The organism is Chitinophaga sancti, assembly GCF_034087045.1.
Classification (GTDB): Bacteria; Bacteroidota; Bacteroidia; order Chitinophagales; family Chitinophagaceae; genus Chitinophaga; species Chitinophaga sancti_B.
Map to the genome: position 1 here is coordinate 370,958 of NZ_CP139247.1, position 25,800 is coordinate 396,757.

The 25,800-nt window shown below is 41.5% G+C and carries 30 protein-coding genes; 15 read left to right on the forward strand and 15 right to left on the reverse strand.

Features of this window, described 5'->3' with window-relative positions; translation table 11 throughout:
• Positions 1-166: 166 nt before the first annotated feature.
• Entirely contained in the window at positions 167-1,834 is a 1,668-nt protein-coding gene (locus SIO70_RS01530) for a GH39 family glycosyl hydrolase (protein ID WP_320578816.1), read from the forward strand.
• On the opposite strand, the gene SIO70_RS01535 is transcribed toward SIO70_RS01530, so the two are convergent.
• The 3 genes from SIO70_RS01535 to SIO70_RS01545 all read right to left on the reverse strand — a co-directional run bounded on the left by SIO70_RS01535 (position 1,808) and on the right by SIO70_RS01545 (position 3,950).
• Positions 1,808-2,068, reverse strand: a complete 261-nt coding sequence (locus SIO70_RS01535) for a hypothetical protein (RefSeq protein ID WP_320578817.1) — start codon at positions 2,066-2,068, stop codon at positions 1,808-1,810. The two genes, SIO70_RS01530 and SIO70_RS01535, sit on opposite strands and share 27 nt — an antisense overlap.
• A gap of 27 nt (positions 2,069-2,095) precedes the next feature.
• The gene (locus tag SIO70_RS01540) at positions 2,096-2,977 is read right to left on the reverse strand and encodes an alpha/beta hydrolase family protein (protein WP_320578818.1); all 882 of its coding nucleotides are present in this window, start codon (positions 2,975-2,977) and stop codon (positions 2,096-2,098) included.
• Between the two features lie 367 nt (positions 2,978-3,344).
• Complete coding sequence (locus tag SIO70_RS01545) at positions 3,345-3,950, reverse strand: Crp/Fnr family transcriptional regulator (protein ID WP_320578820.1); 606 nt, start codon at positions 3,948-3,950, stop codon at positions 3,345-3,347.
• A gap of 57 nt (positions 3,951-4,007) precedes the next feature.
• On the opposite strand from SIO70_RS01545, the gene SIO70_RS01550 reads away from it, so the two are divergent.
• The 7 genes from SIO70_RS01550 to SIO70_RS01580 all read left to right on the forward strand — a co-directional run bounded on the left by SIO70_RS01550 (position 4,008) and on the right by SIO70_RS01580 (position 10,435).
• Positions 4,008-4,814: an enoyl-CoA hydratase/isomerase family protein gene (locus SIO70_RS01550; RefSeq protein ID WP_320578822.1), complete on the forward strand. Its 807-nt coding sequence runs from the start codon at positions 4,008-4,010 to the stop codon at positions 4,812-4,814.
• Between the two features lie 42 nt (positions 4,815-4,856).
• Positions 4,857-5,951: a hypothetical protein gene (locus tag SIO70_RS01555; protein WP_320578823.1), complete on the forward strand. Its 1,095-nt coding sequence runs from the start codon at positions 4,857-4,859 to the stop codon at positions 5,949-5,951.
• A gap of 5 nt (positions 5,952-5,956) precedes the next feature.
• Complete coding sequence (locus tag SIO70_RS01560; RefSeq protein WP_320578824.1) at positions 5,957-6,514, forward strand: Crp/Fnr family transcriptional regulator; 558 nt, start codon at positions 5,957-5,959, stop codon at positions 6,512-6,514.
• A 300-nt stretch (positions 6,515-6,814) separates the two neighbouring features.
• The gene (locus SIO70_RS01565) at positions 6,815-7,204 is read left to right on the forward strand and encodes a RidA family protein (RefSeq protein WP_320578826.1); all 390 of its coding nucleotides are present in this window, start codon (positions 6,815-6,817) and stop codon (positions 7,202-7,204) included.
• Positions 7,205-7,220: 16 nt separating this feature from the next.
• Positions 7,221-7,835, forward strand: coding sequence for a hypothetical protein (locus SIO70_RS01570; RefSeq protein WP_320578828.1), 615 nt, complete (start codon positions 7,221-7,223; stop codon positions 7,833-7,835).
• 220 nt (positions 7,836-8,055) lie between these two features.
• Complete coding sequence (locus SIO70_RS01575) at positions 8,056-8,892, forward strand: CHAD domain-containing protein (RefSeq protein ID WP_320578830.1); 837 nt, start codon at positions 8,056-8,058, stop codon at positions 8,890-8,892.
• 46 nt (positions 8,893-8,938) lie between these two features.
• Positions 8,939-10,435 carry a DEAD/DEAH box helicase gene (locus tag SIO70_RS01580; protein ID WP_320578832.1) on the forward strand — a complete coding sequence of 499 codons (1,497 nt, stop codon included), beginning with the start codon at positions 8,939-8,941 and terminating at the stop codon, positions 10,433-10,435.
• 254 nt (positions 10,436-10,689) lie between these two features.
• Here SIO70_RS01580 and SIO70_RS01585 read toward each other — a convergent pair whose 3' ends face one another.
• Positions 10,690-11,316, reverse strand: a complete 627-nt coding sequence (locus SIO70_RS01585) for a flavin reductase family protein (protein WP_320578834.1) — start codon at positions 11,314-11,316, stop codon at positions 10,690-10,692.
• A 97-nt stretch (positions 11,317-11,413) separates the two neighbouring features.
• Between SIO70_RS01585 and SIO70_RS01590 the strand changes: the two genes are divergently transcribed.
• Positions 11,414-11,980, forward strand: coding sequence for a hypothetical protein (locus SIO70_RS01590; protein WP_320578836.1), 567 nt, complete (start codon positions 11,414-11,416; stop codon positions 11,978-11,980).
• A 2-nt stretch (positions 11,981-11,982) separates the two neighbouring features.
• Here the strand turns inward: SIO70_RS01590 and SIO70_RS01595 are convergent, their stop codons facing one another.
• The 6 genes from SIO70_RS01595 to SIO70_RS01620 all read right to left on the reverse strand — a co-directional run bounded on the left by SIO70_RS01595 (position 11,983) and on the right by SIO70_RS01620 (position 14,946).
• Positions 11,983-12,654 (reverse strand): hypothetical protein, encoded by a 672-nt coding sequence (locus SIO70_RS01595; protein WP_320578838.1) that lies wholly within the window; start codon positions 12,652-12,654, stop codon positions 11,983-11,985.
• A 12-nt stretch (positions 12,655-12,666) separates the two neighbouring features.
• Positions 12,667-12,900 (reverse strand): hypothetical protein, encoded by a 234-nt coding sequence (locus SIO70_RS01600; protein ID WP_320578840.1) that lies wholly within the window; start codon positions 12,898-12,900, stop codon positions 12,667-12,669.
• Between the two features lie 143 nt (positions 12,901-13,043).
• A complete protein-coding gene (locus SIO70_RS01605) occupies positions 13,044-13,598 on the reverse strand; it encodes a hypothetical protein (protein WP_320578841.1) in 555 nt (184 codons plus the stop codon).
• A gap of 9 nt (positions 13,599-13,607) precedes the next feature.
• Positions 13,608-13,964: a hypothetical protein gene (locus SIO70_RS01610; RefSeq protein ID WP_320578844.1), complete on the reverse strand. Its 357-nt coding sequence runs from the start codon at positions 13,962-13,964 to the stop codon at positions 13,608-13,610.
• A gap of 94 nt (positions 13,965-14,058) precedes the next feature.
• On the reverse strand, positions 14,059-14,415 hold the full coding sequence (locus tag SIO70_RS01615) for a hypothetical protein (protein ID WP_320578846.1): 357 nt from the start codon (positions 14,413-14,415) through the stop codon (positions 14,059-14,061).
• A gap of 180 nt (positions 14,416-14,595) precedes the next feature.
• Entirely contained in the window at positions 14,596-14,946 is a 351-nt protein-coding gene (locus SIO70_RS01620; protein WP_320578848.1) for a helix-turn-helix domain-containing protein, read from the reverse strand.
• Positions 14,947-15,103: 157 nt separating this feature from the next.
• On the opposite strand from SIO70_RS01620, the gene SIO70_RS01625 reads away from it, so the two are divergent.
• The gene (locus SIO70_RS01625) at positions 15,104-15,802 is read left to right on the forward strand and encodes a nitroreductase family protein (protein WP_320578850.1); all 699 of its coding nucleotides are present in this window, start codon (positions 15,104-15,106) and stop codon (positions 15,800-15,802) included.
• Between the two features lie 192 nt (positions 15,803-15,994).
• Here the strand turns inward: SIO70_RS01625 and SIO70_RS01630 are convergent, their stop codons facing one another.
• Entirely contained in the window at positions 15,995-17,566 is a 1,572-nt protein-coding gene (locus tag SIO70_RS01630; RefSeq protein WP_320578851.1) for a glycoside hydrolase family 31 protein, read from the reverse strand.
• A gap of 104 nt (positions 17,567-17,670) precedes the next feature.
• Here SIO70_RS01630 and SIO70_RS01635 point away from each other — a divergent pair, with 104 nt between their 5' ends.
• Complete coding sequence (locus SIO70_RS01635) at positions 17,671-18,264, forward strand: HAD family hydrolase (protein WP_320578853.1); 594 nt, start codon at positions 17,671-17,673, stop codon at positions 18,262-18,264.
• Here the strand turns inward: SIO70_RS01635 and SIO70_RS01640 are convergent.
• Positions 18,183-18,902 carry a hypothetical protein gene (locus SIO70_RS01640; RefSeq protein ID WP_320578856.1) on the reverse strand — a complete coding sequence of 240 codons (720 nt, stop codon included), beginning with the start codon at positions 18,900-18,902 and terminating at the stop codon, positions 18,183-18,185. The genes SIO70_RS01635 and SIO70_RS01640 overlap by 82 nt on opposite strands.
• A 168-nt stretch (positions 18,903-19,070) precedes the next feature.
• On the opposite strand from SIO70_RS01640, the gene SIO70_RS01645 reads away from it, so the two are divergent.
• Positions 19,071-19,874 (forward strand): DUF5984 family protein, encoded by an 804-nt coding sequence (locus SIO70_RS01645; RefSeq protein WP_320578858.1) that lies wholly within the window; start codon positions 19,071-19,073, stop codon positions 19,872-19,874.
• A gap of 164 nt (positions 19,875-20,038) precedes the next feature.
• Here the strand turns inward: SIO70_RS01645 and SIO70_RS01650 are convergent, their stop codons facing one another.
• Entirely contained in the window at positions 20,039-20,809 is a 771-nt protein-coding gene (locus SIO70_RS01650) for an alpha/beta hydrolase (protein WP_320578860.1), read from the reverse strand.
• Between the two features lie 322 nt (positions 20,810-21,131).
• Positions 21,132-22,328: a serine hydrolase domain-containing protein gene (locus SIO70_RS01655; protein WP_320578861.1), complete on the reverse strand. Its 1,197-nt coding sequence runs from the start codon at positions 22,326-22,328 to the stop codon at positions 21,132-21,134.
• Positions 22,329-22,591: 263 nt separating this feature from the next.
• Here SIO70_RS01655 and SIO70_RS01660 point away from each other — a divergent pair, with 263 nt between their 5' ends.
• Together SIO70_RS01660 and SIO70_RS01665 are read left to right on the forward strand one after the other, a co-directional pair.
• Positions 22,592-23,674, forward strand: a complete 1,083-nt coding sequence (locus SIO70_RS01660; RefSeq protein WP_320578863.1) for a sensor histidine kinase — start codon at positions 22,592-22,594, stop codon at positions 23,672-23,674.
• 10 nt (positions 23,675-23,684) lie between these two features.
• Positions 23,685-24,386, forward strand: a complete 702-nt coding sequence (locus tag SIO70_RS01665) for a response regulator transcription factor (RefSeq protein ID WP_320578865.1) — start codon at positions 23,685-23,687, stop codon at positions 24,384-24,386.
• Positions 24,387-24,452: 66 nt separating this feature from the next.
• Here the strand turns inward: SIO70_RS01665 and SIO70_RS01670 are convergent, their stop codons facing one another.
• Positions 24,453-24,827 (reverse strand): helix-turn-helix domain-containing protein, encoded by a 375-nt coding sequence (locus SIO70_RS01670; RefSeq protein WP_320578867.1) that lies wholly within the window; start codon positions 24,825-24,827, stop codon positions 24,453-24,455.
• Between the two features lie 152 nt (positions 24,828-24,979).
• On the opposite strand from SIO70_RS01670, the gene SIO70_RS01675 reads away from it, so the two are divergent.
• Positions 24,980-25,777, forward strand: coding sequence for an SDR family oxidoreductase (locus SIO70_RS01675; protein WP_320578869.1), 798 nt, complete (start codon positions 24,980-24,982; stop codon positions 25,775-25,777).
• The last annotated feature ends 23 nt before the right edge of the window (positions 25,778-25,800 follow it).

Consider the following 25,800-nt stretch of genomic DNA (forward strand, 5'->3'; position numbering starts at 1 on the left):
ACCCGGTTCATAGCCATTGATTGGATCGGCAGTTTGTGTATCTTGGCCAGGGTATTCGTGCTCAGCTACCAAAAACGGATTGCCGCTCACATTCAATGAGCTTTGCAAAAACGAATTATCGTCCTTGTTCAATGAGCTACCAAAAACGAATTACCACCCACGTCCAATGAAATTCAGATCACTGCTAACGATTTGTTGCCTGTATACCATTGCCACCTTTGGCCAGACCGCCATCCAGGTAGACCTCAAAAACGAAAAAGGTCCGCTCAAACCTATCTGGGCCTGGTTTGGCTATGATGAGCCGAATTATACCTATATGAAAGATGGGAAGAAACTGCTTTCCGAACTGGCCGCCCTCAGTCCTGTTCCTGTATATGTACGTGCACATAACCTGATGAATACCGGTGACGGCGAAGCTGCCCTGAAATGGGGTTCTACAAATATGTACACAGAAGATGCAAATGGAAACCCTGTTTACAACTGGCGAATCGTTGACTCCATATTCGACACCTATATCAACCGGAAAATGAAACCGCTGGCACAGATTGGTTTTATGCCGGAGGCATTATCCACACGTCCCACTCCTTATAGACATTACTGGCAACCTGGTCATGATTACAAAGAGATTTGTACCGGCTGGGCCTATCCTCCCAAAGACTATAACAAATGGGAAGAACTGATTTACCAATGGGTAAAACATTGTGTGGACCGCTATGGAAAAGCAGAAGTAGAAAGCTGGTATTGGGAACTTTGGAATGAAGCAGATGGATACTATCTAATGGTGGAGGACAAGATCCCTACCTATTGTAAAATGTACGACTATGCATCTGCTGGTGTAAAACGGGCCTTGCCTACTGCCAGAGTGGGTGGTCCGCATGCTACAGGTGGAGCGGGAGAGTTCATGCGCCGGTTTATTACCCATTGTTTAAAAGAGAAAAACGAAGCCACCGGACAAATCGGTGCGCCTATCGATTTCCTGGCCTTTCATGCGAAAGGGGCACCTGTGTTTACTGATAATCGGGTACGCATGGGTATGAATAATCAATTAAAAGATGTGAACCGGCATTTAAAGATCATTGCTTCTTTTCCGGAATTAAAGAACATCCCCATTATTATAGGTGAATCCGATCCTGAAGGTTGTGCGGCTTGTGGAATGAAAACAGATCCGCAGAATGCTTATAGAAATGGAACGATGTATTCAAGTTATACGGCGGCTTCGATTGCACGTATCATTGAGTTAAATGACAGTTATGGCACAAATATCATTGGTGCGGTGAACTGGTCTTTTGAATTTGAGAATCAACCCTGGTTTTATGGTTTCAGAGAATTGGCGACAAATGGTGTGGATAAACCTGTATTGAATGTGTTTCGGATGATGGGTATGATGTCAGGTACCAGGCTAGCCATTACTGGTGATGTAGCATATGATGCGCAATCTATTATGACGAATGGTGTAAGAGGTGATAAAACAGATGTGAATGCGCTGGCTGCTGCTTCCAAAACAGCTACGACTATTTTATTATGGAATTATCATGATGATGATATTACCACGGGAGTATCAACAGTGGAATTAACTATTCAAAATATCCCTGGTAAAAAAGCGACACTTCATCATTATCGGATCGATCAGGAGCATAGTAATTCATATGAGGTGTGGAAGAAAATGGGATCACCGGCATCACCGACTCCGGCACAGTATACTACGCTGGAAAAGGCTGGTCAATTGGCTTTACTGAATGCACCTGAGAAAATTAAAATCACAAATGGTATTTACAAACTAAAAATAAACCTGCCAAGACAAGCGGTGTCACTGATTAAAATTACTTACGAGTAATTGAACAAAGATATTCGGTGAATTCTTCTCCGCCCAACCCGGCGCTGAGAGATAACGACTATCCGGTTGCAGCAACAATTTGCCGGAAGCACTATCCGTTTTCCTATACCTAAAATCAGGTGCATACGATGGTGTAATTATCAGTTTGCTTCTATCCTCCATGGTATACAAACCTGTCTGGGCAAAGCTATTCAAGCTACAGCATATTGCACAAACCATCAGGTAGTTTCCCATATTCTAAATATAAAATAAAGGAGATCATTACAGATCCCCTTTATTTTCAATCTTTCCTTGTGTTAATTCTTTTTCTGCTTCCTGCCACACGGTATCCTGCGGATAAAACGCACTTCTCAGGTACGCCCACGTCAATTGCTGTACTGCCGCCACTCTTGCAGGATTCTCATCCGATGTCTCCGTTACAAGATAACCAGAAATACCACCCAATAAATGTTCTCCACCATATAATACTGCCAGTGATTTAGGCCCCGGACTCAATGTATATGGATCCGTAAACCAATCCCAACCACGCACTGTCAATGGTGAAATATCTTTATCACCAGCCACTACCAATGTAGGCTTTTTCATTCCACTAAAATCAGGATTCATAAACGAATAATGCGTCGCTGCAAACTCACTCAGATCTTTACCACCATTTCCACCGGCACACAACAATATGCCCACCTGAATACGCGCATCAGACATATCTATATCTTCTCCTATTACGCGCATGCCCAGTAACATCCCTGTGGTTTGCGCACCAAATGAATGTCCTACCGCTGCAATACGCGTTGTATCTACGCGCTCACTCAAACCAGGCACCACACCAATAATATCATCAATATGATCCAGCACCTGTTTCATATCAGCTACCCGAATTTTCCAGATATCAGGCGTACGCACATCATCCGGGCTCAAACCTATTCTTTTCGAATCCAGGAAACTGGGTTGTATTACCACAAATCCCCTCGCCGCCCAATAATTGACAAGCGGTGTGTATCCATCCAATGAATTACCATAACCATGTGCAAACAAAATAATGGGAAGGTGGTTACCTTTGATTGGAGCCGAAATCCGTACCTGTAAATCTAAACCACGTGCTGGTGCAGAAAGCACAACAGGACTAACTGAAATAACTTGTTCCATGAGCTTTTTTTTTACAAAGCTCCGTCGAAAATACCCACGCCAATAATGACAATCAAACCAATCATTAAGATTTTCAAACCTATTGCAAAATGCCTGCTGATCTGTATGAATATACCAACTAAGCTAACCAAACAAAAACGATCTACTACTTCCCCTTTGCAAAATACCTACTGCGCCACATCAATACCTTACCCAAGCTAACCAAACAAAAACTACCTACTACTTCCCCTTTGCAAAATACCTCCTGCGCCACATCAATACCTTACCCAAGCTAACCAAACAAAAACTACCCACTACTTCCCCTTTGCAAAATACCTCCTACGCCACATCAATACCTCACCCAAGCTAACCAAACAAAAACGAGCCACTACTTCCCCTTTGCAAAATGACTCCTCACTCTCGTCAACGTCTCTCTTGACATCCCTAAATACGAAGCGACCATATGCAATGGCACCCTGTTAAAAATATCCGGGTACTCCTCCACAAATGCCTGATACCGCTCTTCCGGCGTCGCACTGATCTGTTTATAAATCCTTTGCTGACTCGCATTATAACTATTCGTCTGCAACCGATCCACTAAAGGTTTCAGTAAAGGAACCTGCTCCAACAAAAGCAAAAACGACGCCTTCGACACTATCACCAACTCACTCTCCTCCAACGCCTGTATATTAAACTGCGCCGGCGTACCATTACTATAACTCTCATTATCCGTAATCCACCAATCCTTAATTACAAACTTGAATGTATGCTCATTCCCCTCGTCATCCAACCGATAAGATCGCAAACACCCACTCACCACAAACGCACTAAACCTACACACCTCTCCCTCCTGCAATAAAAACTCCTTCTTTTTTAAACCCCTGGAAACACAATGCGCCTCCATGAACTCCAACTCCTGCGGAGTCAAATTGATCTTATCACTAAAATATGCAGCCAGCGCACTAAACATCTTATCAATAAAATTTTGCGTCAAATGACTTTTTTTCCCCTTCCCGCGACAATGACCTTTGCTTCATAAAATTAACAAATCATGGATAAATTGAATGTAGACATCAGGAATGGAGTAGCTTTCGCATCTATCAATAACCCGCCCATGAACGTGCTGGATGCCCCGCTCATGATCTCCCTGGCACAATTCGTCGCCACTATGCAGGAGGACAAAACCGTACAGGTCATCGTATTCCAAAGCGCAGATCCCGACTATTTCATCGCCCATGGAGACATGAATTACATCGTCAATCCCGCTTCCTTTGCCGACCTGGCCACCCCTGAAATGTTGCAGGCGCCGATCAATCCCATGCAACAACTACATGAACAGATCCGCCAGCTGCCACAGGTGACCATGGCTATCATTGACGGCTATGTACGTGGCGGGGGCAATGAACTGGCCCTTGCCTGCGACATGCGTTTTGCCTCCCTTGAAAAAGCGCGTTTTGCTCAACCAGAAACCTTAATGGGTATCATCCCCGGTGGTGGCGGCACCCAATACCTGACCAGGTTGATCGGCAGAGCACGTGCATTGGAGGTCATTCTCAGCGGAGAATTATTAGATGGGCAACAGGCAGAAAAATATGGCCTAGTTAATCGTGCATTGCCACAGGCTACCCTACATAATTACGTCAATACCCTCGCCACCCGCATCGCCAACCTCCCTGAAGATGTCGCGGCATCAGCTGTAAAAGCGATCGATGCAAACGATTTGGCCATAGAAAACCAGCTATGCATGAGCCTCTTCACCAGACCTGTTACCTTAGCACGCACCAAAGCCGCCATGGAGGCCGGTGCCCAGACACGTGAAGGCGAGAAAGACCTGGAAGGGCTGCTACATAAACTGTAATATACTATCTTTGCGAACAGATCCCTTACAACTGATTCGTAAATGAAATACGTCATAACTGTAGCACTTCTTTTAGCCCAGGTCACACTAGCATATGCCCAATATCCCGGAGACAATGGTAATCCTGTACCAGACGAAGATGGTCCCACAATAAGAGTTATCAAACTGGAATCCAGCATCCCCGTGCATCAGTTTGCTATGCCGGTAAAAAATATAGAAGTCATTGCCATTGCAGATGACAGCACAAACCTGGGTATCTCAAGGAACAGGTACCGTGCAATCAACACCGTATCTGTTCCTGATAAACCTTTGCAGGAATACCTACAGGGGTATATCAGCAAAAAATATGGAGATCAGTACCAGCAGAATAAAGGTCAATACCTACTCTGCCTGGTACAGCTTCTCCGGATTAATGATCATCGTAGTGCTCCTGAACGGTCATATGTACGTATCAAAGGAGCTACTTTTTTATCGCCGGATAATCAGCAATTCCAACTCTCCTGTCAGTTCGATACCACACTGGTAGATGCTGACAAACATGCCAGCCGCGACCATAGCTGGAATATGGCCAGAGCCATTGATATGTTCATGACGGCTGCTGACAAACAAAAGGTATCAGGTACGCCTCATTCCAGGCAGGAAATTATGAAAATAGCCTGGGAACGTTATCAACAACCCATTTATACGGCCAACCATTATACAGACGGTGTGTATATGAGTTACAGGGAGTTTTTAAAAAATGCTCCTGCTGTGAATAATTTTACCATAAAGATGGAACGTAACAAAGCCATCGTATATCATATCCATGACGATAGCAGTCGAAATGTGATTCCCGATCCATGGGGTATTTGTTACAAAGGACAATTATTCAGGTGTAAATGGAATAACTTTATCCCACTGAAACGTCATGGATTGGCATTTGATATTGCAGACAGGGATACAATCGTATACCTGAAAGTCACAGGTGGCCAAATTGTCGATGCCGCAGCAGCTGGAGGTTTGCTCGGTGTTCTTCTTTTAAAAGCGAAGGACCAAACTGATGGCCGGGAAAATTACTTTGTCACGTATCAGCAAGACCTGCTCGATCGTCCATATGCTGGTATGATAGATCCGTTCACAGGAGAATTGATGTTCTGAAAATTATGCAATTTCTCAGAGACCATATAGAAAAAACGCTACCGCTCACAGGTGAAGAATTTTCATTTGTGCAGACACTCTTTACCACTAAAAAGTATAAGAAACATCAATACCTTATACAGGAAGGGGAGGAGGTAAAGTATTGTTACCTGGTCATTTCCGGCCTGTTAAAACTGGTATATAATGATGACAACGGGAAAGACCATATTGTCTCTTTCGCTATGGAAGACTGGTGGGAAAGCGACTACTATGCATTTTATACACAGTCGGTTGCCACTATGTCTTTAGAATGTATAGAAGATACAGAAGTCTACTGTTTCTCCTTCGAAAATTATAAAAAGCTTTGTACGGAACTTCCTAAAATGGAACGTTTTTTCCTGCAGAAATCTACCTTTGGTTTTCTGGCAGCACAGCGCCGTATTCTCTCCCTGCTTACGTCTAATGCCAAAGAGCGGTATGAGCAGCTGCTCAAACAACATCCGTCCCTGTTACAGCGGGTTCCTAAAAGTTTGCTGGCAGCCTACCTGGGGGTATCCAGGGAAACCCTGAGCAGGTTGGTGTGACGTAGCTCAATGGATAATCGCTGGATTGGTACAATCTACCTTACTTGTAATAGCCCGTTTGGTATACCACATCTCACTTGTAATAGCCCGCTTGGCATACCATACCTTACTTGTAATAGCCCGCTTGGCATACCATATCTCACTTGTAATAGCCCGCTTGGCATACCATACCTCACTTGTAATAGCCCACTTGGCATACCATACCTCACTGTTTATAGCCTGCTTTGTGTGACATACCTCACAGCATAATAGTGAGGTACATCAAGGGCTAATTCCCCCCTTTACCCTCACCTTTGCCTCATGGAAACAAGAAGCATCAATCCCTGGACCTGGCAGGACGAACGTAGTTATTCCCAGGCAATAGAAGTAAAGAACGCCACCAGCACCCTATACTGTGCAGGACAGGCAGCCGTATTCCCGGATGGCACCTCCAGCAATGAGGATATGAAAAGCCAGTTGCTCCACGCCATCGCCAACCTGGAACAGGTGATTGCAACAGCCGGCTATTCACCCAAAGGTATTGTCAGATTAAACATCTACACAACCTCCTCAGCAGACCTCTGGCCCCACTTCCCCCTACTACAGGCGTGGATTGAAAAACATGGCATCCGGCAGGCGACCACCCTCATGGAAGTAAGATCTCTTTTCGAAACATTGCAGGTAGAACTGGAAGCTACAGTAGTAAAATAATCCTAATTTTGTGCCCATGAGTTATTATATCCGTATTCTGGGCACACAAGACCCGGACATTCATCTCGACGATATTTCAGAAGAGCTGGACGCAGAAGCACTGTCAGCTCAATTTGGGGTGCTCAAAAATGAGAAACCGGAGAAATGGTCAGTGTTTGAATTGAAAAATGAAAAGGGGAAACTGCTGGCGACAGTAGAGAGAAATCCTGTCACAACCGAAGGCATTGGCAGGGAAGAATTGGATGAATTCAAACAGAGCATCCTCGAATTCCAACCGGCATCAGCAGCCAAGTGGCTGAATGAATTCTTTGATAGCGTGAAGGTGATATATGCGATTGAGTTACTACCAATCAGTATGGAGGCGGAGAACTATCATATCATAACCACTACACAGGGTATTATCTGGGAACAGGTAAATGGTATTCTGCAGGCGGATGAAGAAGGATTTACAAATGAAGAAGGATATCATATACTCTGGCAGTTTCCGGATGATGCAGATGGCGAATGGAATTGTGCGGTTTTGAATGCAGAAGGGAAATGGGAGAATTTTAATATGGACCTGGCGGATGAGAAACAAAGAGAAGCATTTAAAGCAGGCAAGGTACCAGAAGGTGCGAAAAAGGTGAAATAACTTTTACCAGGGATCCCACATTTATTCCTGATAAGTCCGGATGGAAAAGTGGTATTACAGAAATCAGGATCTGAAGCGGACTATAACGAAATAGAAAAAGTTCTGAATGATGCGCTATCAATTGACACATGGCATGCTTTTTCCGGTACAATTATTATGAATCTGAAGCGGACTATAACGAAATAGAAAAAGTCCTGGATGATGCGCTATCAAGTGACACATGGCATACTTTTTCCGGTACAATTATTATGAATCAGAAGCGGACTATAACGAAATAGAAAAAGTTCTGGATGATGCGCTATCAATTGACACATGGCATACTTTTTCCGGTACAATTATTATGAAAAAGAAACGTGTGCTAAAAACCATTGGCCGGTATTACAAACGACTCGACAAAAAGAGCCGGCAAATGCCACCTGCATACGACCCGGAAATTATTCACAAATTCAGGACAAACTATAAAAAACTAAAAGCTTTTCTACATATGATTCAGCTTCCCGGTATACCCGGGAAACTGAAAGATTTTTATCACCAGCTCGGTACACTACGCGACCTGCAATTACAGGAGCAGTATACAAAACACGATGCCCGACATTTACCCACTTATAGAAAGATAATACACAAGAAGGCAGAACAATGTAAGGACCAATTGCATCACTCACTTGCTAAGAAACCAGTGCGAAAAGCGGGTAAAAAAACACTGAAAGCTGTAAAAACCGGTTTCAGCCATAAAACTTATCAAAAGTATTTAGCCGGGAAAACCATTGCCATGCAGCAAATGCTGCACCCCACATCCTTTAGTGACAATGACCTGCATACCATCAGGAAAACCTTCAAGGAATTATCAAATAATAACCAGCTTCACAGTTCTACATTACAGGATAGACTTGGCGACTACCAGGATAAATGTAATGCACTCCGGTTACTCAGAAAATACCGTCCCGCTGAACTGAGTGACAAAGAAGCACAGTATCTTCAACACAAAGAGGAAATATTGGTGAACGAAAAGAAAAGGATGAAAGCCTGGTTAGCCCGGGCGTTAAAAACAATTTCCTAATGGCACCCCATTTGATATAGCTAAATAACTAACAGTAAGATTAATTATGGGAAACGATAGCTTGTACCCCTACCAGGAACGGGACCTCAATATACTATTTGATAAACTCACACATGCATCCAAAGGTTATAGGATCCTTTATCAGCTACCAACAGGCGGTGGTAAAACAAGGATCTTCTCAGAGATAGCAAAGTGGTATGTCACGAACTTTAACAGACAGGTGATGGTTCTTACGCACCGGACAGAACTCTGTAAACAGACAGCTGCTACGCTGACAAAAATTGGTATCAAAAATAAAGTGATCAATAGCACTGTCAAACAATTGCGTAAACGGGAGGAACATGCCTGTTATGTCGCAATGGTCGAAACGTTGCGTAACCGTCTGAAACAGGGTATGATTAATCCGGCGTCTGTTGGTCTGGTGATAATTGATGAAGCACATCACAATGCATTCCAAAAACTGTTGAATAAGTTCCCACGTGCCATTGTAGTGGGTGTCACAGCTACCCCACTGAGTTCTAATGCAGACTTGCCAATGAACAAAACCTACCAGGAACTGATAGTAGGTGAAAGCATAACCGGTCTCATCAAACAGGGGTATCTGGCAAAACCTGTCAACTGGAGATACGACGTGGAACTGAATTCATTAAAAACAGGTATATATGGGGATTTCACCATCAGCACTTCGGATGAATTATATTCATCCAATGCGATGTTGGAATTATTGCTGCATGTATATGAAACACATTCGAAGCATAAAAAGACCCTGATCTTTAACAATGGTATCTTCACATCGAGGAATGTGTACAAATTATTTAAAGATGCAGGTTATCCTATCAAACACCTGGATAACCGTCATTCTCCTGCGGAGCGCGAGGAGATATTGAAATGGTTCAAAAAGACGAAAGGAGCAATCCTTACATCTGTCTCGATATTGACCACTGGATTTGACGAACCTGGTATACAAACCGTCATCCTCAATCGCGCAACGACTTCATTGACACTCTATCACCAGATGATTGGACGTGGTTCAAGAAGGTTACCCAAAAAGAAAAACTTCAACATCATTGATCTTGGTAATAACATTGATCGTTTTGGAGAATGGCAGGCGCCGATGGACTGGCAGCTGATATTTGAAAGGCCGGAAGCGTATATGGAGAGTATGCATTACTTATCCACAAATGAGGCACGGGTGATTTCATCTGATCTGCGGGCTAAATTTCCCAATACATTACAGCTGTCTTTTGATATACAGGAGGCGCATCAGCGTGTAGTAGATGCAGGGCAAAAGCCATTGACAGTGATCAGAGATGCGATCAGGCAACATGCGATGATGTGTATAGAAAATAGTGATACGATATCACAGGCGCTGGAGCTGGTGGAAGTATTGGATCAGGAAATACAATGGAGGGTGAAGCAATATGGGAAATGCCTGGGAAGGGTGACGAGGAATTATACAGATTGGTTAGTGGCGGATTATAAAGAAAGGTTAAAAACATTGATACAGAAAGTGATGCAGAAAGGGAAGCCCAAAGCGGCGTAATATCTCAGGGAGAGATACTACGCCTTATAGGAACGCTTAAAAATCTTGTACTTTTTTTACTGCTGATTAAATCTTGCTTACTTTGGTTACTGCTGATCAAATCCCGTACTATTATTACTGCCGATCAAATCTCGTGCTATCTTTATTGCTGATCAAATCTTGTACTATCGTTACCGCTGATTAAATCTTGTACTATCATTACTGCTGATCAAATCTCGTACTATCGTTACTGCTGATCGAATCACCCACTGTTCCTAACGCTGATAAAGTTGCTCCGGCACCTGCGCCAATGTAGATGCATGTACCTTTTCGCCCAATCCATACAACTCCTGAAAACTCATGATCATCGGCCGCCATTTATCCGGATCCACCCGATCCGGCATATCTTCATACCTGATATCTTCCTGCAGATGCACCCGTTGAATTTCCAACTCCATCGTCAACACATTTATCCTCTCTCCCGTCAGCGGATCCACACTCACCAATGTCGCTTCCAGATGTACCGGACATTCTTCAATTCTCATGGCCTGCACACAATCAGCTGCCAACGGGGTAAACCCTGATCTGCCAAATTTATCCGGTTCATACACATACCCTTTTATTAACTTCCCTGGCGGCACAGGATAAGTCCCCGTAGTCAATGCTAAACGATTCACCTGTGCGGCTTGCTCAACCGAAGGCAGGTTCAATACACACTCTTTTGTACGCAGCAGGTTTTCAGTCGTTTTAGAGCTGGCAGCAATGCCGATCATACAGCGATACCCTAACCAGAAGATAGACGATATAGGAGCGAGATTATACGTTTCATCTTCATTCACAGTGCTGACTACCACAACTGGTGTACCGAAGTAAAGAATGGACGGATGACTTATGTAGTGCATAAATATTTGATTGTGATAGCAAAGCTGACAAAATTTGATGACAGCAAAAATCCGGTTCTTGCGAAATATGAAGTTTTTGTACCTTTCATATTTTTCTATGAAAAATATAATCCTACACCCATCCCAATACCAGGAAGAACGCGCAAACGACTGGATAAATAGATTCTTTGGTTTATTATTTGGAATAACATTTCTTATTAGTATTCCCCTGGTCTTCTGGACAATAAGTATTTTCTGGACGACTTTGATTAATGGATATTGCTTATTCCTGCTTGCATTGTTTATAGGTTTCTCAGTTACGATCCTGTTCAGGAAGCGGATAGATTTATCTTCCAGCAAACATAACTTACCACGTGGAGTGCAATTGATTTTGTTTTGTGTGTTTAATAGTTTTTCCTTTGGTACGATCATTATATTTTTCATACTATGGGGAAATCAGGCATGTGGGGGGCGTTCACATACAACCATGAAGTTAGTAGTGACCTCCTTTGGGCATACCAGGCCGACAAGAAATAATGATCCGGTACCGTTTGTGGAGGCGATGTATAAGAATAAAAGAGTTGGAAAGTATTATCCACGATATGCAGATGTGGAGCATGTGGATAGTTTAAAGGTCAGCGTGATGAATGGATGGTTGGGATATGAGGTAGTGGTGGTGGAATAAATTTAATTATTCTCAAGTTGTAGATACTTGTTTAAACTCCAGGAGTAAAAATCCAAATTTTCTCTTGGAATAAAAAAGCCTTTGATGCTGTTGAGGTTGCGGATACAGATTTGGATATGATTTTTCTCACGTATACCAGCACCTTTAAAAGCAGGTCCGCCCTCAATGAATGCACAACGTACAGAGTCAAACATTTTGAGATCGCTCATACCATGTATTCCTATATCATTTTTGTAATTTTTAAAAATTACGGCATGCATATATTCAATAACTGCACAATCGAGCTCCCTTAATAACTTATCTTTATGTACATCACGGGCAATATTTCTATTAACTGGCAATGGCTTGCCAATTTCGTTATATATCTTTTCCATCGCATAATAATAAGTCGTGAGCATTTCAATATGACCGGAGTCTAAAAAATCACAACAGTGACCAAGATCAATTACTGCCCCAACGACAGCAGGCTCTTTGAACCTTCCTTGTTTTACCTTCTGCACGGCCCATTCACGGGCTCTGGCAAAATTATTCTCCCAGAAATAAAAGCCATGACCAAGCCAGTCATGAGGTTCTTCACTGATCTTAATAATCTGTGGATGATGAACCAATGCATGGCATGTGGATTTATCACAACCGTGAAATCCAATTACTAAGTTGGACCTATTACTATACATAATAAAAAATGATTAAAATGTTTCGGAAGTGTCAGTAGCAGTGGCTACAGTAGTGGAATTAGCTGCGGAATTGGCTGTGTTTGCGGCTATCGCCCTCGCCAAATGTTGGTAGTGTTTCGTAAAGTTCCCATCCTTATCAAGATGGCCAGCACGCTGTAATGAAAGCAGTGCTTCTTCCCTGGTTATACCATTTTTCAGGATTCTTTCCGCCAAACTTTTCAAACGTTGGATATCTTGTGTGTTCATGATATAAAGTTAGGATTTTCGCTTAAAAAAACAAACAAAATTATTTCATAATAATCTGATTATCAATATAATAACAAAAAGAAAACAATACAACAAAAAAGCCCCATAGCATTACTGCTATGGGGCTTTTCAAATGCATTTCATTACTCAACAACCACCGTCACTTCATTCACCTTCGTCAACCCACTCACACCTTCTCCCTGATACACTACCTTGTAAGTACCCGGATGAGTGATATTGTACCCTGTCAGCAAGTCAATCTCAGCAGACACATTTCCTTTTGCAGCTACTTTAATATAAGCATCTGCCGGCGGAGGCGTCACTCTCTTCGCCATCACCCCCTTGTACTGTACAGCCTCGCCTTTGCTGTCAGTCACTTCAAAGAAAGAATTCATAAACCTTTGTTCAAACGGCGTATGCCATTTACAAAATTCCTGTTCCTTGTCAGAAGGGTTGTTTACAGTAAATTTCAGCAGGATAGGTTTGCCTGCCTTTACCTTCTCAGGTGCAGACATTACAGTTTGCAGTACAGAAGCGGCGCTCGTATCGGCCGTTACAGGTTCAGCTACGGCAGCAGTGCTATCCTGTGCCTGTTGGGTAGTGTCATTGTGTGCACTTTGTGCATTTTGGGACTGCTGGCATGCAGTGAAAGAAAGAATGGACAGACCAACCGCCATTGTAAAAAACTGGTTTTTCATTTAGATCAATTATGCCGGGAAATTAGTTCTTTTAAACACAAGAATATACTTCCTGAAGAAATACTTCCATGGCATTGCAATAATCGGCAATGGCACCAGGGCGAAAACCATTATCATTTCTGTAGCCGGTGAATCCATTAAATGACCAGCCATCCATAACGGATACGCCACTATGATCAGCCAGATAGACTTGTACAGAATTTCAAGCATCACAATGGCCAGCATGCTGAGTGGCTGAAAAATACCGAAGAATGACAATAAAGAATAAGATGCCCAGATAGAAAAGTTCATTGCCTCCGCCGGATCCCATGGCCCCTTATGTGTAAAAATAAAGGTCCATGCATCCTTTCCAAGGAATGCGAACATCAGGACATACAATAGTCTTAACAAATAAATTTTGTAAATGGGAACTCCTTCCCAACGAGAATTTGACATGCTACAAGTATAGGGTTATGGAAAATTAAGACTGTTGAAAAACAATACATACAGTGGTAGGATCTAACACGGCAAACTCTTTCAATCCCCACGGTTGTTGTTTGATGTAGTTCAGATTCGGATGTAAAATAGAAGGTCGTCTTGACTTAATATCCGCATAAATCGCCTCAATATCATCAGTAACTATTCTGATTTCAGGTCTGCTGTCTTTGATTGCCAGCTCAGGTTCTACCATCAATTGAAAGGTCGCATTGTCCCTACTCACGATATACAATACCTCATCATGGTAGCCTAATTTAAATCCAAGTCCATCAATAAAAAAATCCAGTGCCTGCTGGATATCTGCATAAAATATTTTGGGTAATATGGCGGTGAGACTCATAATGCTAACATTTACATTTTTAGGAACTGGTCTACAATATAACCCATTATTTCTAATGAGCTGGCGTTTATAAAACAATTGCACCTAGCCCGCTATCGATAAGATGAATAGAACCTTTTAGTTTTGATTATGATGGAAAAATCATAATTATCTCAAAACTTTATGAAGGCTAATAATCACCTACCTGGTAACACTCATCGGCTTTTCAAACTTTGCCGCATTAAAAATCCGCTCTCTATGCTGCAATCCCCAATCCGCCAGCCCATCTGTCAGCTCCTTCAAACTTTTCCCATATTGTGAGATCTTATAAGTAACTGTTACCGGCTGACTCTCCGACACCTCTCTGATAATAAGTCCATTTATCTCCAGGTCCTTCAACTCCCTGCTCAACACTTTCCCCGCTATCCCATTCAAATCTTTCAACAACTCTGAATACCGCATAGGTCTATAACAAAGATGTGAAATCAACACAAGCGTCCATTTACCTCTCAGGATATGCAGGGTATCATCAATTGCCCGGACCTTTCTCATACATTCAGTGAATGTTGGAGAATCTAAGTTTTCATTTTCCATATACAAGTTGGTTACTTTTTTGTCACTAAGGTTACCCGTATGTCACCACCATCGGGCACCCTAAAGTTACTTATTTACACCAAGTGAATTTACTTTTGTTGAAAATTGGAATAACATGAGTTTACTTGAAGATTTAAAGTGGCGCTATGCCACCAAAAAGATGAATGGCACAAAAGTCCCTCAGGAAAAATTAGACTACATCCTGGAAGCTGCCCGTTTGGCACCTTCTTCTTCCGGTTTACAGCAGTATAAAATGATCGTCATTTCTGACAAGGCGTTGCTGGAAAAAATACAAAGTATCGCTTACAATCAAACCCAGATTATAGATTGTTCACATTTACTGGTCTGGATCGCATGGGATGGGTATAGTGATGAACGGATCACCGGTGTATTCAATGCTATGATGGATGAGCGTGGTTTACCGCACGACACAATGGATAGCTATAAGAGCGTGATCTTAAATATGTACGAGGCGAAAGGACAGGAATGGCAGGCTCATCATGCAGCAAAGCAAAGTTATATCTCTTTTGCAATGGCAATTGCTGCGGCTGCGGAGCAGAAGGTGGATGCTACGCCTATGGAAGGGTTCATTCCCGAGAAACTGGATGAGTTGTTGAATTTAAAGGGAAGCGGGTATAAGAGTACGGTGATATTGCCGCTGGGATATAGGGAAACGGAGAATGACTGGTTGGTGAATATGAAAAAAGTGCGCACTCCTAAAGAAGTGTTTATTACTGAAATGACGATTGCAGATGTGGCGGAATTGGCAGAGACTGCGGCAGGATTGGATCTGAATACGATTATAAAGAAGTAATGAAAAGAGCGTGTATCAAAAGAAACACGCTCTTTTTATTCAGATACCTGATGGAGCCAGGTTTCTATTTATTCGATTCTCAGAGGTTTTATTTCATTTATGATACAACTTCATTTTATTTAACCAATTTGTACACAACTCCAATTCAATTACCTCTCCAAACCGCCATTAAAAGATCCATTCATCACCTCCTTATTTAATCAACTCATACACCGGCAACCTATCCAACGCCACCACCTGCTCAATCGTCTTAGGCCCCTTAAACACCTCCCCTTTATCACTCCTCCATTTCCCCTTCGGCAACACAACAGACTGCTTTCCATCCTTCGCCATCACAGGCGCCACCAAATACTTATCACCCAACATAAACTCCCCCTTCACTTCAGCAAACCCCTGCCCGGGAAACTCATACTCCATACTCCTCACAATAGGCTCCCCATTGAATGCCGACGCCTTCGCCAATTGTATGATATAAGGTGTATATTTCTCCCTGATCTCCACCGTCTTCTTCACAATTGCTAAATGCTCCTGACTCAAAACCCTCCATGGCGCCACCGAAAACTGCATCATCGGCATCAAAGCCGAACACTGTGCCGAACGCACTACCAACTCCTCATCCAATTTATCTCTTCCTATAAAAGATCCATATTCACCTCCACCAATCATATCCGGACAAGTAAAATTATACCCCAACAACCCTGCAAGCGTAATATGCGGAATCAGTTTCTGTAAATCCACCCATGTATGTTGTTTATCTCTTAATCGCTGCACCAATGGCTCTCCCCCCATCTTCCACATAGCACGGTATTCATTCAAAGCATATCCCAATCCAATCTCACCCCACAACTGACTATGATCATTAGGTATCGCCTTCGCATAAGAAACAGCATCAGCAGGATAAAAATCAGCATCCCCTGCGTCAAACTTAAATCCATCCAGGTGATAGGTATGCACCATATAATCCAGTCTTCCCTTAAACCATTCCTTCGCTGACGGATTAGTAAAATCCAACACAGCACTATACCCATTCCACCATGTCAGGATAGCTGTGGTATCAGCCTTCTTATTCAGTAACAGCTTTTTACTTTGCAACTCTCTGAATACTTCAGTATCAGGAGAAATGAAAGGGCTTATCCACAACATCACCTTAAAACCCATTTTGTGCAGGCTATCGATCATCGCGGTGGCATTCTCAAATCTATCTTTTCTAAAATCGAACCGACCATAATAGTCACCCCAGTTATCATCAATCATCAACACACCAGCCGGAAAACCATTCGCGATAATCGCCTTTGCATATGCAAGAATGTCAGCCTGATTTTGATTGTACACCAGTTCAATCCATGTGTTATATTGAGGTCTGGACAATAACAGGGTATCAGGCAATTTTCCTTTTGCAGGAAAATGTTTCTTAGCAGCATTCGCAAAAGCTTCTTTTAAATTATGTCCCAGAGAGTCCAGCTCCACAGGTGCTGCGGCATTTGTGATTTCCAGCACATCTCCTTTCACTGTAAAGGTAAATGGGCCATCACTCCAAATATATCTTCCACCGGTAGATAATAACAAAGGAGCAGCCTGATTACCACCCGTATTAGCAAACAGGTTAAATGTATACCCGTCTTTAACCGGCATTTGCTGACCTTCGGTCACAGCGCCACCATACCAGCGTTCGCCATTTTTAATTTGTATAGACTCAGTTTGTGCATACGAGCACTTGCAGATAGCAATAATTAGAATAGTTGATAATACTTTTCCCCAGGGCATGATTTTGGTCGTTTTACTTTTCTAAAATAGCGTTATTTAAGGAGAGTGTGGTTACGCAACCGGTTGTGTGAATTTTAAAGTATATTTGGTAAATGCGCTAACCTATGCCAGACAAATCAGACAAGCTGCTAGTACTTGATCTTGACGAGACATTGATACATGCCACTTCTTTGCCATTGGCTGTGCCCTCTGATTTCCTGTTTGATTCATATCATGTGTATAGGCGTCCCGGGCTTGAGCAGTTTCTTTTAAACATATCCCAACATTTTACATTAGGCGTATGGAGTTCTGCATCTGATGAATATGTGGAAGAGATTGTGAAAACGATCACACCTGATGCAATTGAATGGTTCCTGATATGGGGGAGAAGCAGGTGTACGATAAAACGGGATTATAACTTAGATAATTACTACTTCGAAAAGAAGTTGGAGAAAGTGAAGAATAAAGGTTTTAAATTAGAACAGGTCATTATTGTGGATGACTCGCCGGAGAAGGCAAGGAGTAATTATGGAAATGCGGTGTATATAAAGCCATTTGAAGGGAATAGGGAGGATGATGAGTTTTTGGCTTTACAAGGCGTCAAACTTCTTTTTCATCGGGTTGGGTTTATTATTTGTCAATCATATAAGCTATCATACATATCACCCCACTCAGCACTTCTATCCTTCACCACACAATGCTTCAAATGTATCCGATAATATTTTTCTAATACTGCAAAAATTATATCTGAAATTAATTCCTGTGCTTCCTTCAATGGCATTGGATTTTCAATATCCTCCTGCCTGGCAGTTTGTAAAAAACGAACCAATGTTGCTAATGGAAAATCTAACCCATCCAATTTTGATTTGACAAGGTCAAATGCCTGATGCATTTGCTTAAAATCCATTCCATGACTAAGCACCAATAATAAATCTCTTATAAAAACCTCAGAAGGCACTAATTTAAGAATATGCGCCATCGGGTTTTCTTCATCTTCTATCATTGGTTTATAAACAGAAAAATCAATACTAAGGGTTGTAGGAATATTATTAAACCGTTGAAGATGTACAGTTCCAAATGTATTCATATCAATCACCGTCGTCAGGTTAACCTTATCCACACTCTCCTTATTTTCAAAGAGTAAATAGGACAATCCATCTATAAACCGCACTAACTGACGGGCTTGTACATTCACCTTTTCATCCGGCGTAGCCATTAAATATTCAGAACTAAATAGATACAGGGGTTGACCGTCATTGAAGAGACACCATATCCTAAAGCCCTTATCTACAAGGACTTCCGTTAATCCAACTATGAAATTATTAGCATAATCTATTTCAAATGCCCAATTTGCCATTCAATTGAATTAATTATTATTATCTCAAATGTAACCTTATAAAAACACAAATGCTATCACAAATTTATATTACAAGAAGAGTAATGGCTACAGCTTACGTAATCGCAATATTATATACCCTTAATCACTTTTTTATTACCTTGCCTATTCTTTGATTTTTAATTATCTATGGCGCTCATTAATTTCAAACTCAGACATCCGGATAATATCTTTCCATGGGGCGATGCTCCCGATACAAGCATGCATTGGTTTGGACTCACGGATGGTGAATATTGGCTTGATCTAAATAAAGCCACTCTGTACGAATATACAAACGAAGTGCTATCAGGCGATGTGAATGCCTCTCACTATGTAGATTACCAAATAATCCGGTTAATCGAAGATTGGACAAGCATATTTGAATCTATTGCTGAACCTATCCCTGATGCCTTTTACGCAATTGCCCGGAATAATGATCATTTATACAAGTTTTATGGCGCAGTCCAAAAATGGTTAGATAATTTGTCGGAAGACCCTTCAATTGATATAGATACCTATTACGATCGCTACGATAAGACGATCGAATGGATATATAGCAGAACACTTACTGCTATGCACTTAACAAGCGGACCGGGTATTAGTTTTTTTAGAAACAGGAATAATATTTCCATTGTCTGGAAAGCAGACCATCAAACAGAGAATAATATTCCTGTATGGACGGCTCAAAACGGAGAAATTGAAATGGAATACGAAATGTTCATCCATGAGATAGAAGATTTTGGAAATCGCTTCTTTCAAGCAATGGATACGCAGGTTCAGATAGCAGTAGAAAAAGATTGGGGCACTACACATATTAATAAAGAGCGGTTAATACAAGAACAGCAGGAAAGAAAGGATGAATTTCAAAAGAAGTTGGCAGTGTTGAAAAGCGAGCCTACTAAACACACAGATTGGGATTTAATAAATTCTCTGATAACGAAAATGTTCAGTTAAAAAAGCTAATTGCCAGAATAGAATAACAAACAGTCGCTAATTAAACATGTTGATCTTAATCCCTTGTAGGGATAAAAATGCAATAATGCTTATATAGCCATTATGCGCACGATTAAGAACAAGCATGCACGTGCATAAGACTTGTAGTCCGGATGGAGAGCGTATTATTCATCCAGGTAATGCGTGATAATTTTACTAATAGTATCTGCTTTATTAAAAACCATTAAATGCCCTCCACCCTTAATGCGAAACTCAGGATGCACAAGCCTGCTGGTTATTACTCTATCGGCCGTACCGTGTATTTGAATAGTTCTGTCAGGTGGAACTTTATTATCCCAATAAGCAATGCTTTTTAGTGCCCAACGAAAAAAAGGCACATCTGTTTGCGCCAATAAATTCGTTAATGTCTTTTTATCATTTGGGGACTGGGCACCAAAATACCGGTAGCTGAGAAAATTAGCACGTTTTATTAATGGACCGGGAATGATTCGATATAACCCCAATTTCATAAAAAAATACTGTACCCTGTTCAATTCATACTTTGTTTTGACGGAAGAGATCAAAACCATTTTATCAATCTTTATCTGCTTGGATACTTCCACAGCAACGATGCCTCCAAAAGAAAGCCCGATAATATCCGGGTTATCTACTGTGATCTGGCTCTTTATTCTACCAGCGTATTCCCTGATTGATTCAGAGGGCAACGCAGGAATCCAGTTTATGTAGACGATGTGATATCCCGGAAGTTTCAGGTTCATAAATATACTAGAGTCCGCCCCTATACCACTAAAAAGATAAACAGTTTTTTGTAGGTTTTTTGCCGTATCCTGTGGCGTTTGAGCCCCAGCCAGGAGGCTGCTGAACATACATAAAATCCCAAAAACCACTTTCACACTTTGCGTTATAGACTTCTTCACTTCTTGCTTAATAGCCATTTTTTAACATAATAGTTTGCGATAACAGGAGCCCCCCGCTGAAAAGCATTACCTATGGCAAGTATAATACCATTTCTCATTTAGGCCCCATTCTAAGAGCGATCAAACCAGATAAAATTCATTTTATCGCAAACAGGCCTACCCTTAGACTGCCAAATCACCATTGGAAACAAATATAACTGGCAACGATATATTTAGCACCCGCAGATAAACACATAGCCGCCCCGGTGATGAACATTCATCATTAATATAGCCTTTATGTTAGCATTCCTTTTAACTACAACGCAATTTAGTAAACGTTTCAAAAGTCGAATAATGCAAACTACATTTTATTGTCCCTGACGAAATATCCATATTTAAAAAGTTCGTCAAAAATTCCTTTAAAATAATATTTTAACAGATCCTTCCTGTTGAGAGAGGTATTTGTAAAAAGAATCACCGCTACATCGCGGGAAAGATCTGACAGCATTTCTGTCTTCACACCCGGATCTGTTCCACCATAACCTATCTTCGTCCCCCCATCTTTCGTCGTCCAGAATAGTCCCTCATTCTTGGTCAGTGGATTAATATTTTCAGGTTTATCAATAGCTGTAAACTGCATTTTTTGCATCTGCTCTATACTTGCCTGCTTAAGCATGCGATGGCCGTTATATACCCCACCATTTAATAGTGCAATAAAATATTTGGACAATGCGGATACTGAGGTGCGCACCCCACCATCAGGATAAGTGGGAAGTCCGTAAAATGGAATCACTTTTAAAGAGTCGCCTTCTTTGTCATAATGCTTAGAATATTTTGACAGATCAATTTCTGTTTGAAACCATCCGGTATTCTTCATCCCTAATGGTTTAAAAATATGATTCTTACTATATTCATTTAAGGGTTCTCCCGTTACCTGCTCTACAATATACCCCGCCAATGCAGTGGCAATATTTGAATATTCCCAATAGGTTCCTGGTCTTTGGTTTAAAAAATTCCCGCTGGAATAATATTTACCTTTCGGATCAAAATAGTTTTTTAAGAAATCGCCCAGGTGCTCAGGACTATCTCCTCCATAATGGTAGGCATTGCTGTAGATGGGCTCCCTATCAGTAATGCCGGAGGTATGTGTTGCCAGGTGTCTCAATGTGATCTTTTCATCAGGGAAATTGGGGTTGATGACCCTGAAAGGTAAATAGGTGTTGATATCCTCATCAAGGGATAACTTACCTTCTTCCTGCGCTTTCATGACACACACACCGGTAAACGTTTTCGAGATAGATGCGATGTTCATGATTGTATTTGGCGTAAAGGGGATTTTTTTATCCTGGTCAGCATATCCGTAGCCTTTCATCCAAACCACCTGCTTATTTACGATTACAGCAGCACCCACCCCTACCATGCCGGCCTGATCCATGTTACTAATAATGATGCTATCCAGTTCTCTTGCTTTCACATTTTGCTGTCCTACTGCCTGTTGGGTAAACAGTGTTGGGATATAAAAAAGGACGAATGCAATCAATCTTTTCCCTGTGTTCATTTTTTGTTTTTTTGTCTATTATATTTATCCCGCTCAAATGATACATTTCTCACTTGCAGTGGTATTGATTATTTAAGATAAATATCTAACCTATACGGAAATGATATCGTAGATATAGGAATGCGATAAGATGACAAATAGACATTTTCGGATGTTATTCAGTTTATATATGCATTTTTGAAGTGATTAACATCTAAAATTCCAGGTTCATCGACAGGAGGGTTTTAAACAATCTAACATTCGTATATTAACAATTGTTTGTCATGGCATTAATAGAAAGGATTGTACAATTTAATTCTGCACACCGCGTCCTGAGCCATTTGCTATTCTGGGCGGCGGTCACCATCATATTTCTGAACAGGTATGATTTGGTTGAATATAAAGAACCTGGGCATATCTTTTACAGGCATGTCTATTACATGTCCTTTATGATCCTGTCTTCCTATTTTGTAGCTTACCTGATTATACCGGCATTCATTGCTGGCAGGAGTTATTTATCGATACTGATTTTTTTCCTGGCGGGCAGTTATATTATATGTGTCGCATCCAGGGCCACAGTGGTCTATTGGCTGGAGCCGCTCATCAGGGTACCGCCTTTTGGGCAGGAGTCCCTTTGGGATATCATGACAGATTTTCCAAAATTGTTTGTGCATTATTTCGCACAGACCTTTTCCGCAGCGTGGGTGTTTGCCCTGATGAAATTGATCAAAGATCAATATATAGTGCAACAACGCAGCCTGGTTTTGGAAAAGGAAAAGGTACAGTCAGAATTAAATGTGTTAAAAGCTCAGCTCAATCCGCATTTCCTATTCAATACATTGAATAATATTTACTCCCTGTCCCTCATAAATTCTCCAATCACTTCGAAATCTATTGCCGGCCTTTCAGAGATCCTTGACCACGTATTGTATAAATGTAATAAGAAGTATGTGCCCATAAGTGAAGAGATCAACCTTATCAATAACTATATTGACCTTGAAAAATTAAGGTATAATGACCGTCTTCAGGTAAATTTTAAGTACTCAATAGATGAAGATGCAATGGTCGTACCCCTGGTGCTGTTATCACTCGTAGAAAACTCTTTTAAGCATGGAGCAGGAGAAAATATAGGGAAACCTGTTATTGATATAGATCTTAGTTTACGGGAAGGAAATTTTCATTTCAGGGTTTCCAATGGCTTTTTACCGGAGCCTGGCGAAAATAAAACAGATAGGATCGGACTGGTTAATATCCGGAAACAGCTTGATTTACTTTATGGAGACAGGTACCAACTACAGGTAAATACTGAAGATAATATTTATGTAGTTGTATTGAGTATTCATCTCAATGGTAATGAAGTACAATAAAAATAATCGTATGAAAATAAAGTGCCTTTTAGTTGATGACGAGCCATTGGCCATACAATTAATCCAGAACCATATTTCGCAGCTGGATGGTTTTGAAGTAGTGGGCACCTGTTCTAATGCAGTGCAGGCGATGGAGGTATTAAGGTCGACGACTATCGACCTGCTTTTTCTCGATATAAAGATGCCAAAGATTACCGGGCTTTCATTCCTCAGAGCTTTGCAGGATCCTCCTGCTGTAATAATTACTACTGCGTACCGCGAATATGCAGTGGAAGGATATGAGCTGGATCTGGTAGATTATTTATTGAAGCCTATCACCTTCGAAAGGTTCATCAAGGCTATTGACCGCTTTTTAAGAATAAAATCGCCCGTGCAGCAACCAGCACCAGTAATGGGATACAACGACATGGTCATGCATATCCGGGCTCAAGGTAAGATACATAGAATCCAGATCGATGAGATTATTTATGTGGAAAGCATAAAGGATTATATAGTCATTCATTTTGCAGATAAAAAAATTACAGCCAAATATAAATTTGGGGATTTTGAAAAGGAATTGACAGGCAAACCCTTCCTTCGTATTCACCGTTCCTTCCTGGTGAACATAAATAGAATTACTGCTTTTACTGCGAACGATATTGAGGTTGGCGGAACTGAAATACCTATTGGGGCGAGCTATAAAGAATATGTTTCAAAAATGTTGTCGCAATAACTGCTTGTAGGAAAACGGTACATCAATTTAAATGGCTGCAGGATCCACCCCAAATCGTACATTAGCTTAAACCTGGATCGTCTTTTGATGCACTTTAATACTATCCTTATACCTGGTAATCGCATCATGCATTTGCCCACCTAATTCTGTCATAGCCATTAAAACCGGAATAACCGTTTTGCCAATCTCACTTAGCTCATATTCTACACGCGGTGGTTTTTCGTTATAGCTATGTCGCAAAATCAATCCGTCATCCTCTAATTCCTTGAGCTGTTCAGTCAATATCTTTCGCGATATATCCGGTATTTGTACTGCCAGCTTTCCAAAACGGACAGCACCATTTACCAGCCGGCCCAGAATAATTGGCTTCCACTTTCCCCCTAAATAGGTCATCGTGTGAACGATCGGGCAGGTTGATGTATGTTCTTTAAATTTCTTCATTGGTTACATGAATGTGACCACTTTTGGCCTTTTAGTTACATGAACGTTACCACCTATTCATATTGTGAGAATGAATAGAAGCAACCGTTTTAGTTACTTTATGAAACTAATTTAAATCAAAGCTAACAATAAGGGAATTTAAAAAAAATAGCATGAAAAGTAAACCAACAATTGATACGGTATTAGCGGGCAAAATAGCACTGGTAACCGGCGGAACAAAAGGAATTGGGAAAGCCGTGGTGAAAAGACTTGAGCAGGCAGGTGCAACTGTTATCGTCACAGCCCGTAACCAACCGGAAGACCCCGATGTAACATATACATTTATTCCGGCAGACCTATCGCGGGCTGAAGAGGTGAGCAAAGTAGCTAATATTATTGATCAGCAATTTGGACGGATAGATATCATCATCAATAACATGGGGGCAAACGTGTATCCGGGTGGAGGATTCAGTACATTGACGGATGAACATTGGGACCAGGCCCTGCAGGTTAATTTGCTTGCTTCAGTCCGGCTGGACCGGGCTTTGTTACCCACAATGCTGGCGCAGAAAAGTGGTGTGATCATTCACATATCCTCTACCAGCAGCCAGTTCCCAATATGGGAGTCGACGATGGCTTATAGTGTTGCAAAGTCTGCATTGAATACTTATAGTAAAGCATTGGCAACAGAGGTAGCTGGTAAAGGGGTAAGGGTAGTAACCGTATCTCCCGGTTTAAATAAAACGGAGGCGATGACTACCTTTTTGGAAGATTATGCAAAACAAAGCAATATCAGTGTGGAGGAAATGACGGGGAAGCTTTTTGAAAGGTTGGGGGGTGTACCCATGGGAAGGATGGCAGCGCCGGAGGAAACGGCGGAGTTGATCTACTTTCTTGTTTCACCTGCAGCTTCTTATATCAGCGGAACGAATTTAATTATAGATGGAGGGAATTTCCCGGTGGTGAAATGATGGGGTTGTTATTTTAACTTTAT

Bases quoted from the DNA above. Each gene is read 5' to 3' on its own strand.
- SIO70_RS01670 (WP_320578867.1), bottom strand. From the start codon at position 24,827: ATGAAGAAATTTAAAGAACATACATCAACCTGCCCGATCGTTCACACG.
- SIO70_RS01575 (WP_320578830.1), top strand. From the start codon at position 8,056: ATGGCATACTTTTTCCGGTACAATTATTATGAATCAGAAGCGGACTAT.
- SIO70_RS01675 (WP_320578869.1), top strand. From the start codon at position 24,980: ATGAAAAGTAAACCAACAATTGATACGGTATTAGCGGGCAAAATAGCA.
- SIO70_RS01610 (WP_320578844.1), bottom strand. From the start codon at position 13,964: ATGTTCGCATTCCTTGGAAAGGATGCATGGACCTTTATTTTTACACAT.
- SIO70_RS01655 (WP_320578861.1), bottom strand. From the start codon at position 22,328: ATGAACACAGGGAAAAGATTGATTGCATTCGTCCTTTTTTATATCCCA.
- SIO70_RS01660 (WP_320578863.1), top strand. From the start codon at position 22,592: ATGGCATTAATAGAAAGGATTGTACAATTTAATTCTGCACACCGCGTC.
- SIO70_RS01605 (WP_320578841.1), bottom strand. From the start codon at position 13,598: ATGAAAAACCAGTTTTTTACAATGGCGGTTGGTCTGTCCATTCTTTCT.
- SIO70_RS01540 (WP_320578818.1), bottom strand. From the start codon at position 2,977: ATGGAACAAGTTATTTCAGTTAGTCCTGTTGTGCTTTCTGCACCAGCA.
- SIO70_RS01585 (WP_320578834.1), bottom strand. From the start codon at position 11,316: ATGCACTACATAAGTCATCCGTCCATTCTTTACTTCGGTACACCAGTT.
- SIO70_RS01615 (WP_320578846.1), bottom strand. From the start codon at position 14,415: ATGAGTCTCACCGCCATATTACCCAAAATATTTTATGCAGATATCCAG.
- SIO70_RS01590 (WP_320578836.1), top strand. From the start codon at position 11,414: ATGAAAAATATAATCCTACACCCATCCCAATACCAGGAAGAACGCGCA.
- SIO70_RS01560 (WP_320578824.1), top strand. From the start codon at position 5,957: ATGCAATTTCTCAGAGACCATATAGAAAAAACGCTACCGCTCACAGGT.
- SIO70_RS01620 (WP_320578848.1), bottom strand. From the start codon at position 14,946: ATGAGAAAGGTCCGGGCAATTGATGATACCCTGCATATCCTGAGAGGT.
- SIO70_RS01550 (WP_320578822.1), top strand. From the start codon at position 4,008: ATGGATAAATTGAATGTAGACATCAGGAATGGAGTAGCTTTCGCATCT.
- SIO70_RS01665 (WP_320578865.1), top strand. From the start codon at position 23,685: ATGAAAATAAAGTGCCTTTTAGTTGATGACGAGCCATTGGCCATACAA.
- SIO70_RS01650 (WP_320578860.1), bottom strand. From the start codon at position 20,809: ATGGCTATTAAGCAAGAAGTGAAGAAGTCTATAACGCAAAGTGTGAAA.
- SIO70_RS01595 (WP_320578838.1), bottom strand. From the start codon at position 12,654: ATGTATAGTAATAGGTCCAACTTAGTAATTGGATTTCACGGTTGTGAT.
- SIO70_RS01635 (WP_320578853.1), top strand. From the start codon at position 17,671: ATGCCAGACAAATCAGACAAGCTGCTAGTACTTGATCTTGACGAGACA.
- SIO70_RS01565 (WP_320578826.1), top strand. From the start codon at position 6,815: ATGGAAACAAGAAGCATCAATCCCTGGACCTGGCAGGACGAACGTAGT.
- SIO70_RS01645 (WP_320578858.1), top strand. From the start codon at position 19,071: ATGGCGCTCATTAATTTCAAACTCAGACATCCGGATAATATCTTTCCA.
- SIO70_RS01600 (WP_320578840.1), bottom strand. From the start codon at position 12,900: ATGAACACACAAGATATCCAACGTTTGAAAAGTTTGGCGGAAAGAATC.
- SIO70_RS01625 (WP_320578850.1), top strand. From the start codon at position 15,104: ATGAGTTTACTTGAAGATTTAAAGTGGCGCTATGCCACCAAAAAGATG.
- SIO70_RS01535 (WP_320578817.1), bottom strand. From the start codon at position 2,068: ATGGGAAACTACCTGATGGTTTGTGCAATATGCTGTAGCTTGAATAGC.
- SIO70_RS01640 (WP_320578856.1), bottom strand. From the start codon at position 18,902: ATGGCAAATTGGGCATTTGAAATAGATTATGCTAATAATTTCATAGTT.
- SIO70_RS01630 (WP_320578851.1), bottom strand. From the start codon at position 17,566: ATGCCCTGGGGAAAAGTATTATCAACTATTCTAATTATTGCTATCTGC.
- SIO70_RS01555 (WP_320578823.1), top strand. From the start codon at position 4,857: ATGAAATACGTCATAACTGTAGCACTTCTTTTAGCCCAGGTCACACTA.
- SIO70_RS01570 (WP_320578828.1), top strand. From the start codon at position 7,221: ATGAGTTATTATATCCGTATTCTGGGCACACAAGACCCGGACATTCAT.
- SIO70_RS01580 (WP_320578832.1), top strand. From the start codon at position 8,939: ATGGGAAACGATAGCTTGTACCCCTACCAGGAACGGGACCTCAATATA.
- SIO70_RS01530 (WP_320578816.1), top strand. From the start codon at position 167: ATGAAATTCAGATCACTGCTAACGATTTGTTGCCTGTATACCATTGCC.